Annotated in this window: 22 protein-coding genes; 10 read left to right on the plus strand and 12 right to left on the minus strand. The window is 69.4% G+C overall.

Annotation, left to right across the window (positions count from 1 at the left end):
• Window positions 1-41: 41 nt before the first annotated feature.
• The 6 genes from bcsD to ACAM51_RS13160 all read right to left on the minus strand — a co-directional run bounded on the left by bcsD (window position 42) and on the right by ACAM51_RS13160 (window position 6,245).
• Window positions 42-518: a cellulose biosynthesis protein BcsD gene (bcsD, locus tag ACAM51_RS13135; protein ID WP_255590973.1), complete on the minus strand. Its 477-nt coding sequence runs from the start codon at window positions 516-518 to the stop codon at window positions 42-44.
• 326 nt (window positions 519-844) lie between these two features.
• On the minus strand, window positions 845-1,966 hold the full coding sequence (mnmA, locus tag ACAM51_RS13140; protein ID WP_369640868.1) for a tRNA 2-thiouridine(34) synthase MnmA: 1,122 nt from the start codon (window positions 1,964-1,966) through the stop codon (window positions 845-847).
• Between the two features lie 102 nt (window positions 1,967-2,068).
• On the minus strand, window positions 2,069-2,899 hold the full coding sequence (locus tag ACAM51_RS13145; RefSeq protein WP_369640869.1) for an SDR family NAD(P)-dependent oxidoreductase: 831 nt from the start codon (window positions 2,897-2,899) through the stop codon (window positions 2,069-2,071).
• Window positions 2,896-3,687, minus strand: coding sequence for a citryl-CoA lyase (locus tag ACAM51_RS13150; RefSeq protein WP_369640870.1), 792 nt, complete (start codon window positions 3,685-3,687; stop codon window positions 2,896-2,898). The genes ACAM51_RS13145 and ACAM51_RS13150 overlap by 4 nt, the downstream gene beginning before the upstream one ends.
• Before the next feature lie 13 nt (window positions 3,688-3,700).
• On the minus strand, window positions 3,701-5,188 hold the full coding sequence (locus ACAM51_RS13155) for a class I adenylate-forming enzyme family protein (RefSeq protein ID WP_369640871.1): 1,488 nt from the start codon (window positions 5,186-5,188) through the stop codon (window positions 3,701-3,703).
• Window positions 5,189-5,222: 34 nt separating this feature from the next.
• The gene (locus ACAM51_RS13160; protein ID WP_369640872.1) at window positions 5,223-6,245 is read right to left on the minus strand and encodes a tripartite tricarboxylate transporter substrate binding protein; all 1,023 of its coding nucleotides are present in this window, start codon (window positions 6,243-6,245) and stop codon (window positions 5,223-5,225) included.
• 101 nt (window positions 6,246-6,346) lie between these two features.
• On the opposite strand from ACAM51_RS13160, the gene ACAM51_RS13165 reads away from it, so the two are divergent.
• From ACAM51_RS13165 to ACAM51_RS13185, 5 genes are all read left to right on the plus strand, one after another.
• Window positions 6,347-7,162, plus strand: coding sequence for an IclR family transcriptional regulator (locus tag ACAM51_RS13165; RefSeq protein ID WP_369640873.1), 816 nt, complete (start codon window positions 6,347-6,349; stop codon window positions 7,160-7,162).
• A gap of 152 nt (window positions 7,163-7,314) precedes the next feature.
• A complete protein-coding gene (locus ACAM51_RS13170) occupies window positions 7,315-8,298 on the plus strand; it encodes a LysR substrate-binding domain-containing protein (RefSeq protein ID WP_218297080.1) in 984 nt (327 codons plus the stop codon).
• Between the two features lie 192 nt (window positions 8,299-8,490).
• Window positions 8,491-9,957 carry an FAD-dependent tricarballylate dehydrogenase TcuA gene (gene tcuA, locus ACAM51_RS13175; RefSeq protein WP_369640874.1) on the plus strand — a complete coding sequence of 489 codons (1,467 nt, stop codon included), beginning with the start codon at window positions 8,491-8,493 and terminating at the stop codon, window positions 9,955-9,957.
• Window positions 9,944-11,125: a tricarballylate utilization 4Fe-4S protein TcuB gene (gene tcuB / locus ACAM51_RS13180; RefSeq protein ID WP_369640875.1), complete on the plus strand. Its 1,182-nt coding sequence runs from the start codon at window positions 9,944-9,946 to the stop codon at window positions 11,123-11,125. Before tcuA ends, tcuB begins: the two co-directional genes overlap by 14 nt.
• A gap of 38 nt (window positions 11,126-11,163) precedes the next feature.
• Entirely contained in the window at window positions 11,164-12,141 is a 978-nt protein-coding gene (locus ACAM51_RS13185; protein ID WP_218339397.1) for a tripartite tricarboxylate transporter substrate binding protein, read from the plus strand.
• A gap of 81 nt (window positions 12,142-12,222) precedes the next feature.
• Here the strand turns inward: ACAM51_RS13185 and ACAM51_RS13190 are convergent, their stop codons facing one another.
• A complete protein-coding gene (locus tag ACAM51_RS13190; protein ID WP_218339396.1) occupies window positions 12,223-12,720 on the minus strand; it encodes an NUDIX hydrolase in 498 nt (165 codons plus the stop codon).
• Window positions 12,721-12,794: 74 nt separating this feature from the next.
• Window positions 12,795-13,694, minus strand: coding sequence for a DMT family transporter (locus ACAM51_RS13195; protein ID WP_369640876.1), 900 nt, complete (start codon window positions 13,692-13,694; stop codon window positions 12,795-12,797).
• A gap of 80 nt (window positions 13,695-13,774) precedes the next feature.
• On the opposite strand from ACAM51_RS13195, the gene gcvA reads away from it, so the two are divergent.
• A complete protein-coding gene (gcvA, locus tag ACAM51_RS13200; RefSeq protein WP_369640877.1) occupies window positions 13,775-14,677 on the plus strand; it encodes a transcriptional regulator GcvA in 903 nt (300 codons plus the stop codon).
• On the opposite strand, the gene ACAM51_RS13205 is transcribed toward gcvA, so the two are convergent.
• The 3 genes from ACAM51_RS13205 to ACAM51_RS13215 all read right to left on the minus strand — a co-directional run bounded on the left by ACAM51_RS13205 (window position 14,650) and on the right by ACAM51_RS13215 (window position 16,951).
• Window positions 14,650-15,153: a GNAT family N-acetyltransferase gene (locus ACAM51_RS13205; protein WP_218339394.1), complete on the minus strand. Its 504-nt coding sequence runs from the start codon at window positions 15,151-15,153 to the stop codon at window positions 14,650-14,652. The genes gcvA and ACAM51_RS13205 overlap by 28 nt on opposite strands.
• Window positions 15,154-15,201: 48 nt before the next feature.
• A complete protein-coding gene (locus ACAM51_RS13210; protein ID WP_218297073.1) occupies window positions 15,202-15,906 on the minus strand; it encodes a riboflavin synthase subunit alpha in 705 nt (234 codons plus the stop codon).
• A gap of 88 nt (window positions 15,907-15,994) precedes the next feature.
• A complete protein-coding gene (locus ACAM51_RS13215; protein ID WP_218297072.1) occupies window positions 15,995-16,951 on the minus strand; it encodes a LysR family transcriptional regulator in 957 nt (318 codons plus the stop codon).
• Window positions 16,952-17,054: 103 nt separating this feature from the next.
• Here ACAM51_RS13215 and ACAM51_RS13220 point away from each other — a divergent pair, with 103 nt between their 5' ends.
• Both ACAM51_RS13220 and ggt read left to right on the plus strand, forming a co-directional pair.
• Entirely contained in the window at window positions 17,055-18,041 is a 987-nt protein-coding gene (locus tag ACAM51_RS13220) for a Bug family tripartite tricarboxylate transporter substrate binding protein (RefSeq protein WP_369640878.1), read from the plus strand.
• An 81-nt stretch (window positions 18,042-18,122) separates the two neighbouring features.
• Entirely contained in the window at window positions 18,123-19,754 is a 1,632-nt protein-coding gene (gene ggt, locus ACAM51_RS13225) for a gamma-glutamyltransferase (protein WP_369640879.1), read from the plus strand.
• A gap of 206 nt (window positions 19,755-19,960) precedes the next feature.
• Here ggt and ACAM51_RS13230 read toward each other — a convergent pair whose 3' ends face one another.
• A complete protein-coding gene (locus tag ACAM51_RS13230) occupies window positions 19,961-21,316 on the minus strand; it encodes an esterase-like activity of phytase family protein (RefSeq protein WP_369640880.1) in 1,356 nt (451 codons plus the stop codon).
• A gap of 187 nt (window positions 21,317-21,503) precedes the next feature.
• Here ACAM51_RS13230 and ACAM51_RS13235 point away from each other — a divergent pair, with 187 nt between their 5' ends.
• Both ACAM51_RS13235 and ACAM51_RS13240 read left to right on the plus strand, forming a co-directional pair.
• A complete protein-coding gene (locus ACAM51_RS13235) occupies window positions 21,504-22,103 on the plus strand; it encodes a helix-turn-helix domain-containing protein (protein ID WP_218297069.1) in 600 nt (199 codons plus the stop codon).
• 34 nt (window positions 22,104-22,137) lie between these two features.
• Window positions 22,138-22,689, plus strand: a complete 552-nt coding sequence (locus tag ACAM51_RS13240; protein ID WP_369640881.1) for an N-acetyltransferase family protein — start codon at window positions 22,138-22,140, stop codon at window positions 22,687-22,689.
• The last annotated feature ends 51 nt before the right edge of the window (window positions 22,690-22,740 follow it).

A 22,740-nucleotide genomic window follows, 5' to 3' on the forward strand; every position in this document is an offset into this window, starting at 1 on the left:
ACCGTCAATGCCGAAACGTAGAAATCCGAAATCCGCAGGGCTCAGCGTGCCAGCTGGAGGTGCACGCACCCCCAGGCATCCGCGGGCGCGCGCTGCACCACCTTGAGCTGGCCAGCGCCGGCCAGTTCGAACCAGCCCTGATAGACGCCCTCCAGGAAACCACCCGACCATGGTGCGTGGTCGGGCCCGAACGCAGCGGATACGGGCGACAGGCTGTGGTGGATGTCCAGTTGCGCCACGTCCTGCACCAGGCGGACCCAGCCCCAGTCGATGCGGGTCCACACGGCCGACATGGCCTGCTCCAGCTCCTGCAGGGTGGCGCACGCCGGCAGGGGATGCTCCGCCGCGAACCGTGCCCCCACCCGGAACATCAGCGCGCGCAGGTCTTCCGGCGCGAGTGCGGCGGCAAACTCCGACGCCAGGGCCTGAAAGAACCCCCTCCACTGGACCGTGCACTGCTGCTGGGCCAGGTGTTCGGCGATCTCGGGACTGGAGGGCATGGAAACGATGGAGGACATGGCGCGCACGCGAGCAAGCATCGGGCCGGTGATGGCCCTCGGCGGGGTGGACTAAGGGTTTACCATATGCATCGGTTGATACATGTGGTTTCAAACAGCGTTTGCAGGAATTTTAGGAGCCCTGCCCGCCGAAATGGCACTTGCCGCAGCGAACAGAAGGTCAACTTAGTTCAACTGGCGGTATCTACGTAGAGGGTTGTGGGTGCCACACCACATATCTCGCATCAATTGCTATTGAATTTTTCATTCGATAGTCAGTGACAATTGAAAAGCCCGCATTTGCGACCCGCCGCCACCTGGGCTGCGCTGGAAAAATCCCGAGTGTTTCAGTCTGTAGCCGACCCGATGACCCCGCCACCCAGGCACACCTCCCCGTCGTACAGGACCGCGCTCTGGCCGGGCGTGACCGCCCATTGCGCCTGGGAAAACCGCAGCTGGAAATCCGTGCCCGCCGCGCTGACGACCGAGCAGGCGGCGTCCTGCTGCCGATAGCGGGTCTTGGCGCCGTAGTGGCCGGGAACCGGTGGGTGGCCCGACGTCCAGCTGGCATCCTGGGCCTGCAGGGCGTGGGACAGGAGCCAGGGATGGTCATGCCCTTGCACCACGCGCAGCGTGTTCGTGGCGAGATCCTTGCGGGCGACAAACCAGGGCGCGTGATCGCCGCCGCCGCGCTGCACGCCTTTTTCCTTGATGCCGCCAATGCCCAGCCCCTGGCGCTGGCCCAGCGTGTAGAAGCTCAAGCCCACATGCTTGCCGATGGTGCGCCCCCGGTCGTCCTGGATGGGGCCCGGTGCGTGGCTGATGTAGCGGTTCAGGAACTCGCGGAACGGCCGCTCGCCGATGAAGCAGATGCCGGTGGAGTCCTTCTTCCTGGCGTTGGGCAGCCCGATCTCCTCGGCGATGCGGCGCACCTCGGTCTTGTGCAGCTCGCCCACAGGGAACAGGGTCTTGGACAACTGCGCCTGGTTCAGGCGGTGCAGGAAGTAGCTCTGGTCCTTGGACGGGTCGAGCCCCTTGAGCAGCTCGAACAGGCCCGAGGCCGGGTTCTGGCGCACCCGCGCGTAATGTCCCGTGGCGATCTTCTCGGCGCCCAGGCGCATGGCGTGGTCCAGGAAGGCCTTGAACTTGATCTCGGCGTTGCACAGCACGTCGGGGTTGGGCGTGCGGCCGGCCTGGTACTCGCGCAGGAACTCGGCGAACACGCGGTCCTTGTAGTCGGCCGCGAAGTTGACGTGCTCGATCTCGATGCCGATCACGTCGGCCACGGCGGCCGCGTCCACGAAGTCGATGTTGGACGAGCAGAACTCGCTGTCGTCGTCGTCTTCCCAGTTCTTCATGAAGATGCCGACCACCTCATGGCCCTGCTGTTTGAGCAGGTGGGCGGTCACGGCGGAGTCCACGCCGCCGGAGAGGCCGACGACGACGCGCTGCTTGGGGGATGCTGTCATCGCACCGATTGTATTTTTTGTAGCGGCAGGGCACGCGCGGGCGCCAGGAACGCCCTGTCCCCCGGCAGGCCATCCGGCGGCCGGGGACAGGGCTGGGCGGAACTACACGAACTTGCCCGTGATGCCGCCGTCCACCACCAGTTCGGTGCCGGTCACATAGGCCGCCGCATCGCTGGCCAGGAAGGCGCAGGCATGCGCCACGTCCCAGGCGGTGCCCATGCGGCCCATGGGCACCTGGCGGGCGCGCGCGGCGCGGGCCTCGTCGAGGCTGGCGTCCGAGAACATCTTCGCCACCGTGGTCGCGATGCGCGGCGTGTCGATGAGCCCCGGCACCACGGTGTTGGCGCGCACGCCCTGGCCCGCGTACTGCTGCGCCACCAGACGCGTGAAGTGGGTGACCGCCGCCTTGGTGACGCCATACGCCAGGTGCGGGTAGCCCAGGTAGCGCATGCCCGCGATGGACGAGATCGCAATGATGGAACCCCGCCCGCGCTCCACCATGCCGGGCAGCACCTGCTGGCAGGCCAGCAGCAGGCTGTTCACGTTCACGCCGTGGATGCGGTCGAAGTCCTCGGCGCTGGTCTCCAGCGGGCCGCCGGTCTTGCCGATGCCCACGTTGTGGTGCAGCACGTCGATGGCGCCGCCGAAGCGTTCGCGCGCCTCGGCGAACAGGCGCTTCACCTCCGCCGCCTCGGCCACATCGCCCACGAAGGTGGCGGCGGTGCCGCTCTCGGCATGGATCAACGCCGTGGTCTCTTCAGCGGAGGCCGCATCGCGGTCGGCCACGCAGACGCTGGCGCCCAGGCGGGCGTAGGTCACGCAGGCAGCGCGGCCAATGCTCCAGCCCGGTCCGGCTGACCCGCCCCCGGCCACGAAGACCACACGGCCCGACAGGTCCAGCGGCAGGGCGGGGGGATGCGGTACGGCGCTCACGCCGGGCCGCCCTGGCCCGCGCCGCCGACGAAGGGGATCACATGCTCCACCGTGTCCCAGATGAAGCGGCCCGACGGGCTGTTCTGCTCCTCCACGATGTGCGCCACCAGCCCGGCCGCGCGCGAGATCACGGCAAAGCCGCGCATCACCGCCGTGGGCACGCCGATCTCGCCGAGCAGCGCCGCCACCGCGCCCGTGGCGTTGATGGTGATGGCGCGGCCTGCGACCTCATCGACGGCGCTGGACAGCATCTCCAGCGCGCGGATCTTGTCGCCCTGCAGTTCGGCCTCGGCGCGGCCCATCTCCAGCAGCTTGTAGGCGCGTGGGTCCACGGGCTTGTGCAGGTGGTGGCCAAAGCCGGGCACGGGGGATTTCAGGCCCTTGTAGTGGCGTGCAATGGCCAGCGCTTCGGCTTCGGGGTCCTCAGCCGCCGCGATGCGGTCGAGCAGACTGGAGCAGTTCTCCATGGTGCCCACGAAGGAGCTGCCCACGGCCAGCAGGCCCGCGCTCACGGCGCCCTGCAGGTTCTCGGGCGCGCTCATGTAGATCAGCCGCGTGGCGATCGCACTGGGCGTGAGGCCGTGCTCCATGAGCACGATGAGCACCACGTCGGTGATGCGCAGGTCCACGCCGCGCGGCGCGCGGCCCAGGATCTGCATGAGCATCACCTCGGTGAAGGTCTTCTTCCCCATCAAGTCCTCGACCAGGTTTGCATCGCGGTAATGCAGGCTGGTGAGGGTGTGGGTGCACAGGCGGGTGACGGGGGTCTTGGAAGTGGTGGAGGTCATGTGAATGGTTCCTTCAGGCCGTGGCGGCCAATGCCGCATCGCGCACGGCGGACTTGAGCACCTTGCCCACGGGCGAACGGGGCAGGCTCTCGTGGAAATGGATGTGCTTGGGCGTCTGCACCGGGCCCAGGCGTTCGCGCACGAAGGCGATCAGCTCGGCTTCCGTGGCCTGCACGCCGGGGCGCAGCTGCACGGCGGCCTGCACGGTCTCGCCCCACTTGTCGTCGGGCAGGCCGAACACGGCGCATTCGTGCACGGCCGGGTGCTGGCCCAGCGCGTTCTCCACGTCCACGGGGTAGACGTTGAAGCCGCCGGTGATCACCATGTCCTTGAGCCGGTCCTTGAGGTAGAGATAACCGCGTTCGTCGATGAGCCCGCGGTCGCCCGTGTGCAGCCAGCCGTCCACCAGGGTCTCGGCGGTCTTCTCGGGCAGGCGCCAGTAGCCGGTCATCAGCAGGTCGCCACGCGCCACCACCTCGCCCACCTCGCCCGTGGGCAGCAGGCGGCCGTCGGGCGCCATGATGGCCACGTCGCTGAACCAGGTGGTGCGGCCCACGGCCGCCCAGTTGGCCGGGTCCTCGAAGTCCCCGGGCTGCATCACGGTGAGGATCTGCGGCGCCTCGGTCTGGCCGTAGGTGGTGCCCAGCACGGGGCCGAAGAAGTCGCGCACCTGGCGGATCTTCTCGGGCGGCATGGGCGCACCGCCGTAGATGAGCCGGCGCAAGCGCGGAAAGTCCGCGCGCGATACGCCGGGCAGCGCCATCAGCATGTAGACCAGCGTGGGCGGCATGAAGCACACCGTGCCGCCGCGCTCGCGGAAGGCCGTGCGCACCGCCTCGGCGCCCGCGCCGGCCAGCACCACGTGGCAGCCGCCCTGCGCCAGGATGGGCAGCAGGTAGGTGGAGGTGCCGTGCGTGATGGGCGCGGCCACGATGTAGCGCTCGTGCTCGTCGAAGCGCCAGGCGTGGATCTGGTTGGTGATGTTGGCCATCCACGCGCGGTAGGGCTGCATGACGCCCTTGGGCGCGCCCGTGGTGCCGCCCGTGAACTTGATGGCCTGGGTGGCGTCGTCCGGCAAGTCGATCACCGGGCGCTGCGCGCCCGCATGCACGGCGGCCAGGTCGGCAAGCCCTGCGGTCGGCACGCGGGCACCGGGTGCCCCTTCGACCAGATCGGCACAGGCCGTGTCGAGCACCAGGATGGAGGGCTCGGTCGCGTCGATGATGCGGCGGATTTCGGGTCGGGTGCTCTTGGGGTTGAGCGGCACCCAGACCTTGCCGCAGGCCAGCACCGCCAGCAGCGCAGCGATGTGGTCGGCGCTGTTGCCCGCGCAGATGCCCACGCGGCTTTGGGGTGTGGGGTCGATGGCGGTGAAGCCCGCCGCCAGCGCTGCCACGCGGGCGGCCAGCGCGTCGTAGCGGATGGCGCCCTCGGGCGCGTCGATGGCGATGCGGTCGGGCCAGCGCTGGGCGGCGCGCCAGAAGAAGTCGATGGGGAACATAGGGGCGGCAGGGGAGGTTGCGGGAGGTTGCGTATTACTCGGCCGATGCGCCCGATTCCTTGACGACCTCGCGCCAACGCTTGATCTCGGCGGCGGCAAAGCTGCGCATCTTGTCGGGCGTGCCCCCATCGGGCGTGGCGGCCAGCTCCTGCAGGCGGTTGCGCACCTCGGGCTGGGCCAGCACCTTGTTCAGGGCCGCATTGACCTGCTCGACCACGGCGCGCGGCGTGCCCGCCGGTGCGGCCAGGCCAAACCACGACTGCACGTCGAAGCCCGCATAGCCCGACTCGGCCAGCGTGGGCACATCCGGCAGCAAGGGCGAGCGCTGGGCGCTGGTGATGGCAATGGCGCGCAGCTTGCCCGCCTGCACATGCGGCAGCGCCGAGGGCGTGTTGTCGAACATCGAATCCACCTGGCCGCCCAGCAAGTCGGTGACGGCAGGCGCGCTGCCCCGGTAAGGCACGTGCAGCATCTTGAGCCTGGACTGCATCTTGAACATCTCGCCCGAGAGGTGGATGGACGAGCCGCTGCCCGAGGACGCGAAGGTGATGCCGTCCTTGGACTCCTTGGCGTAGCGCACGTAGTCGGCCAGGTTCTTGACGGGCAGCTTGGGGTTGACCACCAGGATGTTCGGAATCCTGGCGATCATGCCGATGGGCTCGAAGTCCTTGACCGGGTCGTAGCCGAGCTTGGGGTACAGCGTGGCGTTGATGGTGTTGGCGATGGTGTAGACGTACAGTGTGTAGCCGTCGGCCGGCGCGCGCGCCACGGCCTCGGCGCCCACGTTGCTGTTGGCGCCCGCGCGGTTGTCCACCACCACGGGCTGGCCGAGCTGGTCGCCGAGCCTGGCGGCCACCAGGCGCGCGATCACATCGGTGGCGCCGCCAGCCGCATAGCCCACGACGAGCTTCACGGGCTTGGCGGGCCAGCCCGTGGCGCTGGCGGTCTGGGCCTGCAGGGGCAGGGCGGCGGTGCAGGCGATGGCGGCGGCCAGGGCCAGCAGGCGCCGGCGCGGAGCCGTGTAGGGCGTGGCAGAGGGAGTGGTATGCGAGGTCATGTCTTGTCTCCTGGTGTGTCTGAAAATCCGTCTGGGCGCCCCGGCGGCGTGGCTCTGCGGCACACTGCGCGCTGGTTGCATCGACGGACAAATTCTTTCCCATGCCCTCCCGACCTGCGAATCGAAACGTCCGCCTGCCGGACGTTCCATCCCCGCCCGAAGCCCCCGACGACCCCGGCAGCCGCACGCTGCGCCGGGGCCTGCAGGTGCTGGACGCCGTGCTGGCCCAGGGTCGCGACGGCGCGCGCGTGGTCGACCTGTGCCGCGCGGCGGGGCTGGAGCGCGCCACCGTCTACCGCCTGCTGGCCACGCTGCTGGAGAGCGGCTATGTGGCGCAGCGCGGGCGCTTTCGCTACGTGGCGGGCCCGCGCCTTGCGGCCATGGCCGAGCCCGCGGGCCAGCCCAACATGGCCATGCGCCTGGCGCCAGTGCTGGAGCGCGTGAGCCGCGCCTGCGGCGATGCGGCCTTCGCCATCGTGCGCGAGGGGCCCACTTCGCACTGCATCGCCCGCCACGTGGGCACGCACCCGGTGCAGATCCTCGTGATCCAGGTGGGCACGCGCCAGCCGCTGGGCGTGGGCGCGGCGGGCCTGGCGCTGCTGGCCGCATTGCCCGATGCCGAGATGCAGGCCGCCATCGCCGCCAACGCGCAGGCGCTGCCGCGCTACGGCGGCATGACGCCCGAGCGCCTGGCCATCCTGGTGCGCGCCACGCGCGAGCGCGGCTGGTCGGTGGTGGGCAACCACGCCACCCAGGGCGTGCTGGCCGCCGGCATGGCCGTGCGCAACGCGGCCGGCGAGCCCGTGGCCGCGATCAGCGTGGCATCCACCGTGGACCGCATGCCGCGCGAGCGCCAGCAGCTCATCGCGCGCTGGATGCGCGAGGCGCTGGCGGCGCTGCTGCCGGGCGGGGTGTGAGCGGCCGGGCGCCAGATACTATCAAAACAGTAGCTGTCAGCGCCTATGGATAAAGCGCTACAGGCCTATTTCGACCAAAACCCCGGTCGCGGCGGAATGTGCGAACATCCGCCCCATCACGCGCCGTGATGGCCGCGGCCCCGAGGACCCCGATGGAACTGAGACAACTGCGCTACTTCGTGCGCGTGGTGGAGCGCGGCTCCATGAGCCGCGCCGCGCTGGACCTGGACGTGGTGCAGTCCGCGCTGAGCCAGCAGATCACCCGGCTGGAGGGCGAGCTGGCCACGCGCCTGCTGCACCGCACGCCGCGCGGCGTGGCGCCCACCGAGGCGGGGCTGGCCTTCTTCCGCGAGGCGCAGCTCACCCTGCGCCATGCCGACCAGGCCGTGCGCGCCGCGCAGCAGGCGCGGCTGTCGGGCACCGTCACCGTGGGCCTGGCGCCCACCACGTCGAGCGTGCTGGGCCTGCCGCTGATGCAGGCCATGCGCGCGCGCTACCCCGACGTGCGGCTGCACATGGTCGAGAGCATGTCGGGCCACCTCACGGCCATGCTCAACGCGCGCGAGCTGGACCTGGCCGTGCTGTTCGACACCCGCCTGCACCAGGCGCGCCAGGCCAGCGGCGCGCGCCGCTGGGAGATGGCGCCTTTGCTCGAGGAAGACCTGTTCCTCATCTGCGCGCGCAGCGGCCCCGGCAACCCCGGCGGCCGGCAGCTGCCCGAGACCCTGACGGTGGCCGAACTGGTCCATGAACCCCTGATCCTGCCCACCGGCCCGCACGGCCTGCGCAGCACGCTGGACACCGCCTTCGCGCGCGACCGCGTGGCGCCGCACGTGGTGCTGGAGGTGGACTCGCTCGCCATGGTGATGGCCGCCGTGGACGCGGGCCTGGGCTCCACCGTGCAGCCCTGGGCCGCCATGGGCCGCTACCCGGATGCCGCCCTGCGCTTCCAGTGCGCGCGCCTGACCGACGCGCCCGCGCGCCGCGTCAACCTGCTGTGCAGCCTGCCGGACGAAGAGCTCTCGCCCGCCGCGCTGGCCACGCGCGTGGTGGTGGCCGACTGCGTGCGCCAACTCGTGGCCACCGGCCAGTGGTTCGGAACGACATGGATCGGTGGCGAGGGCGCGCCCGCTTGAACCTGCCACGCGCTGCCATCTCGATCCGTGATACCCCCATGACCTGAGCCTGCTGCACGGAGGGCCCACGTCTCCCTACAGTCGCCGTCACCACGATGAACGACACGGCGACCTCGCCAGGAGACACCCCATGGGCCCCAAAACCCCTTCTTCATTCCCCCACGCACAGCGCATGGCCTGGAGCCACCGGCCATGAGCGGCGACGCTGTGGTTGATGTGCTCGTCATCGGCGGCGGCAATGCCGCCCTGTGCGCCGCCCTGATGGCGCGCGAGGCGGGCGCCAGCGTGCTGTTGCTCGAATCGGCCCCACGCGCCTGGCGCGGCGGCAACTCGGCCCACACCCGCAACCTGCGCTGCATGCACGACGCGCCGCAGGACGTGCTGGTCGGCGCCTACCCCGAAGAAGAGTTCTGGCAAGACCTGCTCAAGGTGACGGGCGGCCTCACCAACGAACACCTGGCGCGCCTGGTGATCCGCGAGTCGAGCACCTGCCGGCCCTGGATGCGCCGCCACGGCGTGCACTTTCAGCCCGCGTTGGCCGGCACGCTGCACGTGGCGCGCACCAACGCGTTCTTCATGGGCGGGGGCAAGGCGCTGGTCAATGCCTACTACCGCAGCGCCGAGGCGCTGGGCGTGCGGGTGCGCTACGAAGCCCCGGTGGAGCGCCTGGACATCGACAACGGCCGCTTCGTCGCGGCGCACCTGGCCGGCGGCGAGCGCATCACGGCCAAGAGCTGCGTGCTCGCGGCGGGCGGGTTCGAGTCCAATCGCGAATGGCTGCGCGAGGCCTGGGGCCAGAACGAACGCGGCGAGTGGCCGTCGGACAACTTCCTCATCCGCGGCACGGCCTACAACCGGGGCGTGCTGCTGCGCCACCTGCTCGACGACCACGGCGCCGACCGCATCGGCGACCCCACGCAGGCGCACATGGTGGCCATCGACGCGCGCGCGCCGCTGTACGACGGCGGCATCTGCACGCGCATCGACTGCGTGTCGCTGGGCGTGGTGGTCAACCGCGATGGCGAGCGTTTCTACGACGAGGGCGAGGACTTCTGGCCCAAGCGATACGCGATCTGGGGCCGCCTGGTGGCGCAGCAGCCGGGGCAGATCGGCTACTCGGTCATCGACAGCCAGGCCATCGGCCGCTTCATGCCGCCCGTGTTCCCGGGCGTGAAGGCCGACACCCTGCCCGAGCTGGCGCAACAACTCGGCCTGCCCGTGGACCGCTTCATGCGCACGCTGGACAGCTACAACGCCGCCTGCCGCGTGGGCACCTTCGACCACACCACGCTGGACGACTGCCACACCGAGGGCATCGCGCCCGCCAAGACCCACTGGGCGCGGCCCATCGCCACCGGCCCGTTCTACGGCTACGCGCTCAGGCCCGGCGTGACCTTCACCTACCTGGGCCTGCGCACCGACGACACCGCCGCCGTGCGCTTTGGCGACGTGCCGAGCCCCAACCTGTTCGTGGCCGGCGAAATGATGGCCGGCAACGTGCTGGGCAAGGGCTACACGGCCGGGGTGGGCATGAGCATCGGCACGGCCTTCGGCCGCATCGCGGGAACACAGGCCGCCTTGGCATCCAAACAGGCTCCAGCGCTTATCCACAAAGCGCCAGCAGCTATGAAAACAGGAGTTAGTGATGCAAACGCTTGAAGCCCTGACGCGCGACGCCCGGGCGCTGGCGAACGGCAACATCGTGCTGTCGGCCCCCGAAACCGAAGTGGCGCGCCAGCTGCAGATCTGCAACGCCTGCCGCTACTGCGAGGGCTTTTGCGCCGTCTTCCCCGCCATGACGCGGCGGCTGGAGTTTGGCAAGGCCGACATCCACTTCATTGCCAACCTGTGCCACAACTGCGGTGCCTGCCTGCACGCCTGCCAATACGCGCCGCCGCATGAATTTGCGGTGAACGTACCGCAGGCCATGGCCCAGGTGCGGGGGCAGACCTACACCGACTACGCCTGGCCCCCGGCGCTCGGTGCGCTCTACCAGCGCAACGGGCTGACCCTGGCACTGGCCCTGGTGGCAGGCCTCACGCTGTTCATGGTGCTGGCCGTAGCGCTGCATGGCCAGGGCCTGGGTGCGCTGTGGCAGTCGCCCGTGGGTGGCTTCTACGGCATCTTTCCGCACAACCTGCTCGTGGGCCTGTTCGCGCCGGTGTTCCTGTTCGCCACGCTGGCGCTGGGCCTGGGCGTGCGCCGCTTCTGGCGCGACGTGACGCCCGCCACCAGCGGCGCGCCGCTGAGCGCGCCCGCCACGGTCGAGGCCGCCGACGCGGTGCTGCGCCTGAAATACCTGGACGGCGGCCATGGCGACGGCTGTCACAACGAGGACGATGCCTACACCCTGTCGCGCCGGCGGTTTCACCACCTCACGTTCTACGGCTTCATGCTGTGCTTTGCCGCCACCAGCGTCGCCACGCTGTACCACTACCTGCTGGGCGCGCCCGCACCGTACGACCTGCCCAGCCTGCCCAAGCTGCTGGGCGGCGTGGGCGGCATCAGCCTTGCCATCGGCACGGCGGGCCTGTGGCGCTTGAACCTGCGCCGTCACCCACAGCATGGCGACGCCGCGCAAAAGCCCATGGACCGCGCCTTCATCGCGCTGCTGTTCCTCACCGCCACCAGCGGCCTGCTGCTCTGGGCCGCGCGCGGCACGCCCGCCCTGCCGCTGCTGCTGTGCCTGCACCTGGGCGCGGTGATGGCGCTGTTCGCCACCCTGCCCTACGGCAAGTTCGCGCACGGCATTTTCCGCACCGCATCGCTGCTGCGCCATGCGGTGGAAAAGCGCCAGCCCAACCCCATCGGGCTGGGCGCTGATTGATTCACTGACACCACACAACCCACGATGAAGGAGACCCCATGACCCCCAAACGAACCCTGCTGCAATGCGCCCTGGCGCTGGCAATCCTGCCCCTGGCCTTCGGCGCCGCCGCGCAAGACTTTCCGCCCAAGAAGCCCGTCACCCTGGTCGTGGGCTTTGCCGCGGGCGGCGCGGCCGATGCGGCCGCCCGCCTGATCGCCAAGAAGCTCTCCGAGAACATCGGCCAGTCGGTGGTGGTGGACAACAAGGGCGGGGCGGGCGGCAACATCGCACACCAGTTCGTGGCCAATGCGGCGCCGGACGGCACGGTGCTGCTGCTGGGCTCGGTGGGGCCGCTCACCATCGCGCCGCACCTGATGAAGCTCACCTACGACCCGTTCAAGGACCTGGCGGCGGTGTCGGGCGGGGTGAACTTTCCGAACGTGCTGGTGGTGCACAAGGCTGCGGGCGCGAAGACGCTCGCAGAATTCGTGCAGCTGTCCAGGAAGAAGCCCGGCAGCGTGGACTTCGCCTCCACAGGCGCGGGCTCGGCATCCCACCTGGCGGGCGAATTGTTCAACCAGCGCGCGGGCATCGACATGACCCATGTGCCCTACAAGGGCGGGGCACCCGCCTTGCAGGATTTGCTGGGCGAACGCGTCACCTCGTACTTTGCCGCGCCCCCCACCGCGCTGCCACATGTCGAAACGGGCAAGCTGATCCCGCTGGCCACCACGGGCCTCACGCGGCCGGCCTATCTGCCCAATATCCCCACCGTGGCGGAATCGGGCTTTCCCGGCTTCGAGGCGCTCAACTGGTACGCCTTCGTGGCGCCGGGCAAAACGCCGGTGCCGCTGCTGGAACGCTGGAACCAGGAGATCGTGAAGGTGCTGAACGACGCGGGCGTGAAAGAGGCGCTCAACAAGCATGGCCTCACGCCCCAGCCCACCACGCGCGCCGAACTCACGGCCTTCATGAAGAAGGAATCGACCCAGTGGGCCACCATCATCAAGGAGCGCAAGCTCACGGCGGAGTAGAGGGGGGAAGAATCACTCCCTTGAGGCACTGCACGGCGTCCCGTGGGCACGCCGGTGAAGAGGATGCGGCAGTCCCGGGCCTCAGGGCCGCGCCGTGTCCGGCATCTGCAGCACGCTGGGGTCGGTATGGATCAAGTCCAGCGGAAAGCGCTGCCCGGCCAGGTAGTCCTGGATGCACTGCAGCACCAGCGGCGTGCGGTGGCGGTCGGCGCAGGACCTGATCTCGTCCAGCGTCATCCAGACCGAACGCACGATGCCCGCGTCCAGCGGGCGCCACGCATGGTGCGTGCCCAGGGTGCCGGCGAACGCAAAGCGCATGTAGGTGATGTCGTCGCCCGTGCGCGTCTTGGTGAACCGGTTCATGTACACCCCCACGAGCGCCGTGGGCACGAAATCATGGGCCGTCTCTTCCAGCACCTCGCGCGCGCAGGCCTGGATGGGCGATTCGCCCGGGTCCAGGTGGCCGGCGGGGTTGTTGAGCTTGAGACCGTCGGTCGTCTCTTCCTCGACCAGCAAAAAACGGCCATCGCGCTCGATGAGGGCGGCCACGGTGACGTTGGGTTTCCAGCGGTGGGGCATGGCGCGCATTATGACCACGGGCCATGACGCGCGCTGCCGCGGCCGGCATCGCCCTTCGCAGCGCCGTGCCGCGCTCAGCGCTGCGGGGCCGGTGCGGGCCGCAGCACCAGCCACAGCGCCAGCGCGATCAGCACGCCGCCGGCGGCGTGCGCCAGCGTGGCCACCTCGCCCAGCACCAGCCAGCCCCAGGCCACGCCGAACAGCGGGATCAAGAAGGTCACGGTGAGCGCCTTGACGGGCCCCACGTCGGCGATGAGCCGGAAATACAGCACGTAGGCGGCCGAGGTGCACAGCAGGCCCAGCGCCAGCATCGCGCCCCAGACGGAGGGGCCGGCCGCGAGCCAGGTGGCCACCGGCTGGTGCGCCGCCTCCCACAGGGCGAACGGCGCCAGCGCGAGCACGGCCCCCCACTGGCTGCCCAGCGCCACCAGGCGGCTGTCGAGCCCGCCGCGCTGCGTGATCCAGCGCCGCGTGAGAAAGCCCGCCAGGCCGTAGCAGGCCGTGGCCACCAGGCAGGCGGCGATGCCGCCCAGCACCGGCGCGCTGAGCGCCACCGGCCCCGCCTGCGCGAGCACCGCCACGCCCGCCATGCCCAGCAGCACGCCGCCCACGCGGGCGGGCGTGAGGCGCTCGCCGAATGCCAGCGCACCGATCACCACGCCCATGAGCGGCGTGGTGGCATTGAGGATGGCGCTGTAGCCCGCTGGCAGCACGCGCGCGGCCAGCGCGAACATCAGGAACGGTATGCCCGAATTGATGGCGCCCAGCACCAGCGCGGCGCCCAGCTTGCCCCCGAACGCGGGCCGCAGCCGCACCACCGCCAGCAGCGCGAGCAGCCCCGCCGCGCCCAGCACCACGCGGCCGAACGCGGTGGGCACCGCCCCCCACACCGGCGCGGCGATGCGCATGAAGAGAAAGCTGCCGCCCCACAGGGCGGCCAGGGCGAAAAGACGGAGCAGGCTGGGGAGGTTCATGCCCGGCATCTTCGGGGCATGGTGCCGTGGCGGCAAACCATTTATCCTGCACACCCGTTTAGCCACGCTATACAAGCACCATGCGCCTGCCGCCCCTGATCGCCGTCCGCTTCTTCGAGGCCACGGCCCGCCACGCCAGCGTGCGGCGCGCGGCCGAGGAGCTGCATGTCACGCCCGGCGCCGTCTCGCAGCAGGTGCGCAAGCTCGAGGAGTTCCTCGGCTGCGCGCTGTTCGAGCGCCAGCCGCGCGGCCTGGCGCTCACGGCGGCCGGGCGCGACTACCAGGTGGCCTGTGCCGAGGGCCTGGCCCTGATCGGGCATGCCACCTCGCGCATCGCGTCGACGAACCGGCGGCACGTGGTGCTGGTGAGCTGCACGCCGGGCTTCGCCGTGCAGTGGCTGGTGCCGCGCCTGCATGGCTTCCTGCAGCAGCATCCGGACATGGACGTGCACGTGGGCACGACCAACCGCGCGGTGGACCTCGCGGCCGAAGGCGTGCACTTTGCCGTGCGCCATGGGCAGGGTGCATACACCGGCCTGCGCTCCGAGGTGCTGGTGGCCGACGACCTGGTGCCCGTGTGCAGCCCGCGCCTGCTCGCGCCGCGCCGATCGGCGCGCGTGGCCGACATCACCAGCGCCCGGCTGCTGCACGACGAGCACCGTGGCGACTGGCGCCTGTGGTGCGAGGCGCACGGCGTGGCGGGCGTGGATTGCGACGGCGGCGTGGTGTTCGCGCATTCCAACGCGGCCATCGAGGCCGCCGTGGCCGGGCGGGGGTTTGCGCTGGCAAGGCGTGCGCTCGTGCAGCAGGAGCTGGACGCGCGCGAGCTGGTCTGCGTGCACTGCAAGCCCCTTCCGGCGCCGCTGGCCTACCACCTGGTGTACCGGCCCGAAGCCCTGATCGACCCCGCGCTGCGCCGCTTTCGCGACTGGGTCATGGCGCAGGGGAGCGCCGGTCAGGGAGCGAGTGCACGCACCATGTAGACCGCGCCGTCTCCATAGCTCGCCAGCCGTTCGCGCTGCGCCGCATCGGCCAGGGGTTGCACGGCATAGCCTTGCCGCTCCCAGTACGCCTGCGAGCCCTGCACCGACACCAGCGCCGTGTGCCGCAGGCCCTGGCCCCGCGCCCCTTCCCACATCGGCTGCAGCAGCGCACGGGCCAGGCCCTGGCCCGCGCAGCCGGGCAGCACGGCCATGTCGTGCAGGTAGAGCGTATCGGGCTGCGGCACGGCCTCGAAGCCGCCATGCAGTGGCGTCACCTTGCCCATCACCGACCGGTAGGCCGCCAGATAGGCGCACACCACGCCCGCGCGCTCCAGCACCAGCGAGCAGTTGGCCGGGCTGGCCAGGCGGGCCGCGAAGACCTCGCCGCTCTCCACGAAGCCCGCGCCATAGCAGGCCAGCTGCACCGCGAGCAGGCCGGGCAGGTCGGCGACGGCCAGGGGGCGCACCCTCGTCATCGGATCATCGGAAGGGGCCACCACGCCAGGGGCCCGGACGTGTTCCATTCAATGCGGCAACACCGGCGGCTGCACGAAGTCGTCGAGCGACAGGCCCTTTTCCCTGAGCAGGGCTTCCAGCACCGGCTGCAGCCGGCCCAGGCTTTCCTGCACGGCCTCGCGCACAGTGTCCACCACCACCTGGGTGCTGCGCTCGATCTCGATGTTGAGCGGGTCGCCCACCTTCTTGTGTTCAAACACCGTCGCACGGCGCGTTTCGGGAATCATCCAGATCTCGAACCAGCCCTCCTGCCGGTTCACCTCGGCCACCGTGAGGCTCGCGCCGTGGATGGCGATGTAGCCCTTGGCAAAGATGTAGCGGCGAAACGCCTCGGGCACGGCCACGCGCCACACCAGGTTGTTGTCGAACTCGCGGCGCTCGATGAGCGTGCCGGTGAAGTCCACATGGCCCGACAGCGGGTGGCCGCCGATCTCGGCGCCGTCCTTGGCCGCGCGTTCCACGTTCACGCGGTCGCCCTGCTGGTAGCCGCCCAGCGTGGTGATGTTCAGGCTCTGCAGCATCACGTCGAAGCTGGCCTGCGTGGGCGAGAGGATTTCCGTCACCGTGAGGCACACGCCGTCGGTGGACACGCTGGCGCCGATGGCGAGGTCCTGGCAGAAGCCTTCCGGGAAGTCGAGCGTGAAGGTGCGCAGGCCTGCGCGATCGTGGATGGCGGCAATGCCTGCCGTGGCTTGGACGATGCCTGTGAACATGGCGCGGTTTCCGGGTAGGTGGCAGAGGGGAGGGCCTTCAATTTTGCCACCCGGCCCCGCGCGCCGGGGCGGCGCGGTCCCGCCGCGCCTACGGGCTGTGCGCCAGCGGGGGCGCACGCCGCGCGTGGCCCACCAGGCAGCCGACAAAGTCCATGAGCGTGGCCGAGACACGCTCGCGGTGCCAGACCACGGTGATGGGCCCGAAGCGGATGCTGGAGTCGATGGCGATCTTCCTGAACAGCCCCAGCGACGCCATGTAGTCGGCCATGGATTCCGAACACACGCCCACATAGTCGCCCTTGTGCAACAGCGCCTGCATCATGGCCAGCGACGCCGTCTCGGCCTTCGGCACCAGCCATGAGGCCTCCTGCGCGATCAGGTAGGCATCCATCTGGATGCGCGTCAGCGTGCCGCTGGGCGGCATGACCCAGTTTTCGTGCAGCACGTCCGCGAAGCCCAGCCCCGCGCTGCGCGACCAGTACTTGCTGCCGTGCCCGATGACGACGGCCACCTGGTCGTCAAACAGGACCTGGTGGTCCAGCCCCGGCCGGTGGGCCCGCGCATCGAGCACGCCGATCACGGCATCGAGCGCGCCCGTCTCCAGCCCCTTGAGCAGATGGTCGAACGGCCCGTCGTGGATCGACACGGCCACATCGGCATGGTCCTGCTGAAAGGCGCTCACGGCCTCGGGCAGGCCGCCGGCGATACCCGCCCAGACACTGCCCACGTTCAGGCGCGGCACGCGTCCCTCGGCCATGGCGTGCATCTCCCGGCCCGTGCGGGCAATGTCGCCCAGCACGTTGATGGCCAGCCGCTTGAGCAGGTGCCCGGCGGGCGTGAGCTGCACCTTGCGCCCACGCACCACGAGCGCCGAGCCCACCACGCCCTCCATCTCGGCCAGCCAGTGCGACATGGCCGACTGCGTCATGTGCAGCCGCGCCGCCGCCAGCGTGAGCGTGCCCGCCTCGTCCAGCACCAGGAACGACTCCAGGTGCCGGACCTTGATGCGCCGCGCCCAGGACGTGCCTTCCGAACGATCAATCATGAACAAATCCTCATGGCCCCATTCTGCCTTTTCACTAGGCAATCAGCAGTATTCGTCATGACAATGTGCTCATCTTTTCTGTAACTTCCCCGTCGAGGTCACCGTGTTCAACACAATCAACAACGTCTCCAGGCTACTGATGGGCGTCGCTGCCGCAGCCGTCACGGCCACCGCCGCGCATGCGCAAGGCGCCTACCCAAACCGTCCCGTGCGCCTGGTGGTCTCGCAGGCGGCGGGCGGCAGCTCCGACACGATCGCGCGCCTGTGGGCAGAACATGCCGGCAAGGCCCTGGGCGGCACCATCGTGGTGGAAAACAAGCCCGGCGCAGGGGGGCTCATTGCCGCACAGAACGCGCTGAGCGCCCCCACCGACGGCTACACCCTGCTGTACGGCAGCGTGTCGCTCATGGTGCTCAACCAGTTCACCTACAAACCCCTGCCCTACAACCCCGAGAAGGATTTCACGGGCGTGGCCATGCTGACCACCGTGCCGATCGTGCTGTCGGCCAATCCCGCCACGGGCATCAAGACGCTGAAAGACCTCACGGAGAAGGCCAAGGCGGCCCCCGGCAAGCTCAACTTCGCGTCCGCCGGACTGGGCAATTCCACCCACCTCGCCGTGGAACTGGTGAATGAAGCGCTGGGCATTTCGATGACCCACATCCCCTACAAGGGCGAAGCCGACGGCGTCATGGCCACCATGGGCGGGCAGACCGAACTGATGGGCGTGGTGTATGGCACAGCGTTGCCGCACATCAAGGCCAAGAAACTCAATGCGCTGGCCGTGCTGTCCCCCCAGCGCGCACCCGAGCTGCCCGATGTGCCCACCCTGGGCGAGCTGGGCGTGAAGGGTTTTGACTCCCTGGGATGGAGCGCCGTGGTGGCGCGCGCCGGCACGCCGGCCGACATCGTGGACAAGCTCAACAAGGCCACGGAAAGCTTCCACAAGAGCCCCGAAGTGCAGGCCAAGCTCAAGACCATGGGCGTGATCGCCGTGTCCGGGCCTGCGTCGCTGGTCATGGAAACCACGGTGCGCGACGCCAAGGCCTGGGGCCCCACGCTCGAGAAGCTGAACCTCAGCGCCAAGTAAGCCCGCGCCCCGCAAGCCCCTCTCTCTCAATCCACCCCGTGCCGTGTCACTGATGCCGCACGGGGTTCGCCCTTGAATGCTATGAAAAAAGAAGCCATGGTGGTCTGCCCGCAGCCCGAGGCCGCCGAATCCGGTATCGACATCCTGCGCGCCGGCGGCAATGCCGTGGATGCGGCGGTCGCCTGCGCCCTGGCCCAGACGGTGGTCGATCCGCTGATGTGCGGCATTGCGGGCTTTGGCACGGCCGCCGTGTACCTGCCCGGCGCCCGGGTGCATGAGTATTTCGACTTCCACTCGCCCGCGCCGCTGGCAGCCCGGGAGAACATGTGGGAGCACCTGCTCGAAGGCGAGACCAAGGACGGCTTCGGCTTCATCTTGACAGGCCGCGTCAACGACATCGGCCCCCAGTCGATTGGCACACCCGCCACGCTCAAGGGCCTGGAAGCCATGCACCAGGCGCATGGCCGCCTGCCGTGGAAGCAGGTGGTGGAGCCCGCGATCCGCTGGGCCTCGGACGGTTTCTTTGTGCGCCCCGGCATGCACGCCTTCTGGATCGACGAGCCCGCCATGGGCCGCGTCGGCAACCTGGAGCGGCTGCAGTACTGCGAGGACAGCCGCAACCTGTACTGCCGCCCCGATGGCCGCCCCAAGCCCATCGGCACGCCGCTGCGGAACGTTGGCATGGCCAGCGTGCTGCGCCAGATCGCCGAAGAAGGCTCGCAGCCGTTCTACCGGGGCGATCTGGCCCAGAAGATGATCGCGCACCTGCAGTCGCTGGGCGCGTTGATCACGCTCGAGGACCTGGCCCGGTACGAGGTCACGCGCAACCCGCCGCTGGTGGGCAGCTACCGCGACCGCACCGTCACCACCAACCAGCCCCCCGGCGGCGGCGCCATGCTGCTGGAGATGCTCAACATCCTGGAGCACTTCGAGCTGCGCGGCATGGAGCACAACAGCCCCGAATACATCCGGCTGGTGTGCGAGGCGATGAAGAAGGCGACGGCCGACAAGGACCGCTGCATCGGCGATCCGAAATTCTTCGACGTGCCGCTCGACAAGCTCCTGTCCAAGGACATGGCCCGCGAGGCGGCCGAACAGATCCGCGCGGGCCAGCGCTTCAGCGTGGAGCGCGTGAACCCCGGCGCGCCCGTGCCACGCGACACCACGCACCTGAGCGTGGTCGATGCGGACGGCAACGCCGTGTCGATGACGCACTCGCTGGCCATGCCCTCGGGCATCATCACGCCGGGCATGGGCTTCCTGTACAACGGCTGCATGGGCGTGTTCGACCCGCGCCCGGGCCGTGCGGGCAGCATCCAGCCGGGCAAGAGCCGCTTCACGTCGTCCTGCCCCACCATGACGTTCAAGGACGGCGGGCTGGACATCGTGCTGGGCGCACCGGGTGGAACGCAGATCGCCATGGGCGTGCTGCAGGTGCTGCTCAACGTGATCGACCACGGCATGGAGATGCAGGCCGCCGTGTCGGCGCCGCGGTTTTCGTCCACCAGCAACGCCATCGACGTGTGCAACCGCATCCCGCGCCACACCACGCGCGCGCTCGAAGCCCAGGGCTACGCGGTCGGCCGCAACCCCTACAACTACACCATTGGCTGGGTTCACGGCGTGCAGGTGCAGCCCGACGGCCTGCACGGCGGCGCCGACCCCGGACGCGATGGCGTGGCGTACAAGCTGCGCATGGACGCGGCGCACTGAGCGCCAGCGGGCGGGCAGGCGGGCCCGCGGCGAAGCCGCGTCACTCGCTCCTCTTTGGATAGCTGGTGGCGATTCATCGATCAGCGCCACCCGCCTCTCCGGCCCCTGATCGGCCGCTCAACGTAACGCAGCGCAGGGCGGGGTGCGCGGGCCGGGGCGCCAAGGCATCATCGGCCCGCTCCCGGCATGCGCCGACCGGCTTGCCCCTACCTGGCCCGCAGCAGTTCGCCCACTTCCAGCAGCACCAGCTCGTTGTCATCGGCCTTGTTCGGCTCGCGGCTGCTGCTGAAGGGCAGGTTGTTGTCGTTGCCCACGACGATGTGCGTGCCGTCCACCACGTCCACGTTCTCGATGGTGAAGAACGGGAAGGTGAGCACGCCGTTGTTCAGCGGCTTCCGGGCCAGGCGCTGCGGGTCCTGGATGTTCATCAGGTCGATGTAGCCCACCTTGCGGATCTCGCCGCCCACGTTGGCGTCGCTCATCTCAACCTTGTAGACGCGCTTGAACTTGGCGAGGTCGTGGAAGCAGTCGGTGCGCTTGTGGCCTTCCGGGCAGGCCTTGTCGGCTGTGCCTTCGCCGTTGTCGCGTTCGATGATCAAACCCGTGGTGCTGTCGATCATGTTGAAGTCGCCGATCGCGTGGTGGTTGGCCTCCAGCACGTACTTCCAGTGGCGGCCCGTCCACTGCTCGCTCTTCACATCGAACTCCAGCACGCGCAGGTACTGCCTGCCGCCCACGTTCTCATACGCCTTGGCCTCATCGTTCCACAGCGCGCCTTCCAGCAGCGCATAGAGCTTGCTGCCGTCCCTGGACGCGGCCATGCCTTCGTAGCCCTTGGAACGCTTGACCTCGAACGGCGTGGGCTTGGCGTCCGGCGCGCCGGGCATCAGCACGCCGGGGGCGTCGGGCGAGCGCACCACCTTGCCGTCCACCTTGGTCTCGAACACACCCAGCACCTTGCCGTTCAGGTCGGCCTTGATGAGGGAGGGACCGAACTCGTCGCCGATCCACAGCGCGCCGCCCGCGAACTGGAAGCTCTCGGGGTCGAAGTCGGCACCGGTCAGGTAGCGCTGTTCCGTGCCTTCGTGCGTGATGCGAAACGGCACCTTCTTGTCCGGGTCGTGCAGGAACACGGTCTTGATCCGGTTGAACTGGCCGCTCTTGAAGTCCACGGCGTAGTGGTTGAGGTAGAGCATGAAATCCGGCGAATTGGCCTTGGCGCCCGCGCCGTTGTCGGTGAGGATCCAGAACGAGCCGTCGGCCATGCGCTTGATGCCCGAATGGCCCTGGATGGGCTGGCCCCTGAAGGGCACGGACACGCCGGTGTCGCGCCCGCCCGACTGGCCCATCACGGTGCCCACGGCCTCCACGCGGCGCGGGGTGGTGAACTTGCCGCTGGCCTGCAGGTCCTGCGGGGCGTCCTTGGGCGCGGCGATCAGCGTGAAGGCCGGCAGCACGGCGTGGCCCGCCAGCGTGGCGGGGTAGGCCTGCTGGGCGTGGGAAGGAACCAGGGCAGCGCAGGCCAAGGTGGCGCCAGCAGCAATGCGTGAGAGGTGAAACATGCGTCGACTTTGAAGAAACAAAAGGCGGACGATGCCGGGGCGGTGTGACAGGGAAGTGACGGAGGGCACACGCGCGTTCTTTTCTACGCACCGGAAAACCTCGACACCCCCCTTGCCGTGCGGGCGGGTGGTCCGACGCGGCTAAAAATCCAATATGATGGACAAAATCCCATTTGATGGAAATCCAATGCCCCTCTCCGCCGAGGACATCAGCGCCAGGATTGGCCGCCGCATCCATGGGCTGCGTGCGTCGCGCAACGACAGCCTCGACAGCCTGGCCGCCCGTTCCGGCGTGAGCCGCTCAATGATCTCCGTGATCGAACGGGGCCAGACCAACCCGACGGCGGTGGTGCTCGACCGCCTGGCATCGGCGCTGGGCGTGTCGCTGGGCGAACTGTTCGGCGAGGCGCCGCCCACCCCGGCGCGGGCCGCTCCGCTGGTGCGGCATGGCGACCAGGTGGAGTGGGTGGACCCGCAGTCCGGCTATGTGAGAAAGCAGGTGTCGCCCCCCGCGTGGCCCTCGCCGCTGCAGCTGGCGGAGGTGCGGTTTCCCGCCGGCGCGCGCGTGGCCTACGAGGGCGGCCGGCTGGACGGCTCGCTGCACCAGCAGGTGTGGGTGCTCAAAGGCCGCATGGAGATCTCGCAGGGAGACACGCTCCATGTGCTGCGCAAGGGCGACTGCCTGGCCGTGCGGCTCACGGAGCCCCTGGTCTTTTCCAATCCCGCCGACCAGGAGGCCCACTACCTGGTCGCTCTCTGCGATGTGGCCACCCACGGCCACCGCTGACCGGATTCCCGCCACTTTGTCCATCTCCGCCACCATGAACTCCACCACCACGCCCTCTCCCGACGTCCATCTCATCGACTGCACCAAGCCAGCGCATGCCAGCGCCATTCTGGACATCCTCAACGATGCCATCGTGACCTCGACGGCGCTGTATGACTATGTGCCCCGCCCGCCGTCGGCCATGGCCAGCTGGTTCGCCGCCAAGCGGGCCGGCGGATTCCCGGTGCTGGGGGCCGCCGATGCCCAGGGCAGGCTGCTGGGCTTTGCCTCGTGGGGCACATTCCGCGCGTTTCCGGCCTACAAGTACACGGTCGAGCACAGTGTCTATGTCCACAAGGACTGCCGGGGCCGCGGACTGGGCGCCTGGCTGATGCGGGCCTTGATCGAGCGGGCGAAGGCCGCCGACATCCACGCCATCGTGGGGTGCATCGACGCGGCGAACGCAGGCAGCATCCGGCTGCACCAGCAGCTGGGGTTCGTGCACACGGGCACGATGCCCCAGGTGGGTTTCAAGTTTGGGCGGTGGCTGGATGCGGCGTTCTACCAGCTCACGCTGGACACCCCCCGCACCCCCATCGACGGCTGACACCGCGGAGGGCGCCGCCCCTGGCAAGGGTGGGGCCTGGTGTCATGGCGC

The sequence above is a fragment of the Acidovorax sp. A79 genome (genome assembly GCF_041154505.1).
Taxonomy (GTDB): domain Bacteria; phylum Pseudomonadota; class Gammaproteobacteria; order Burkholderiales; family Burkholderiaceae_C; genus Acidovorax.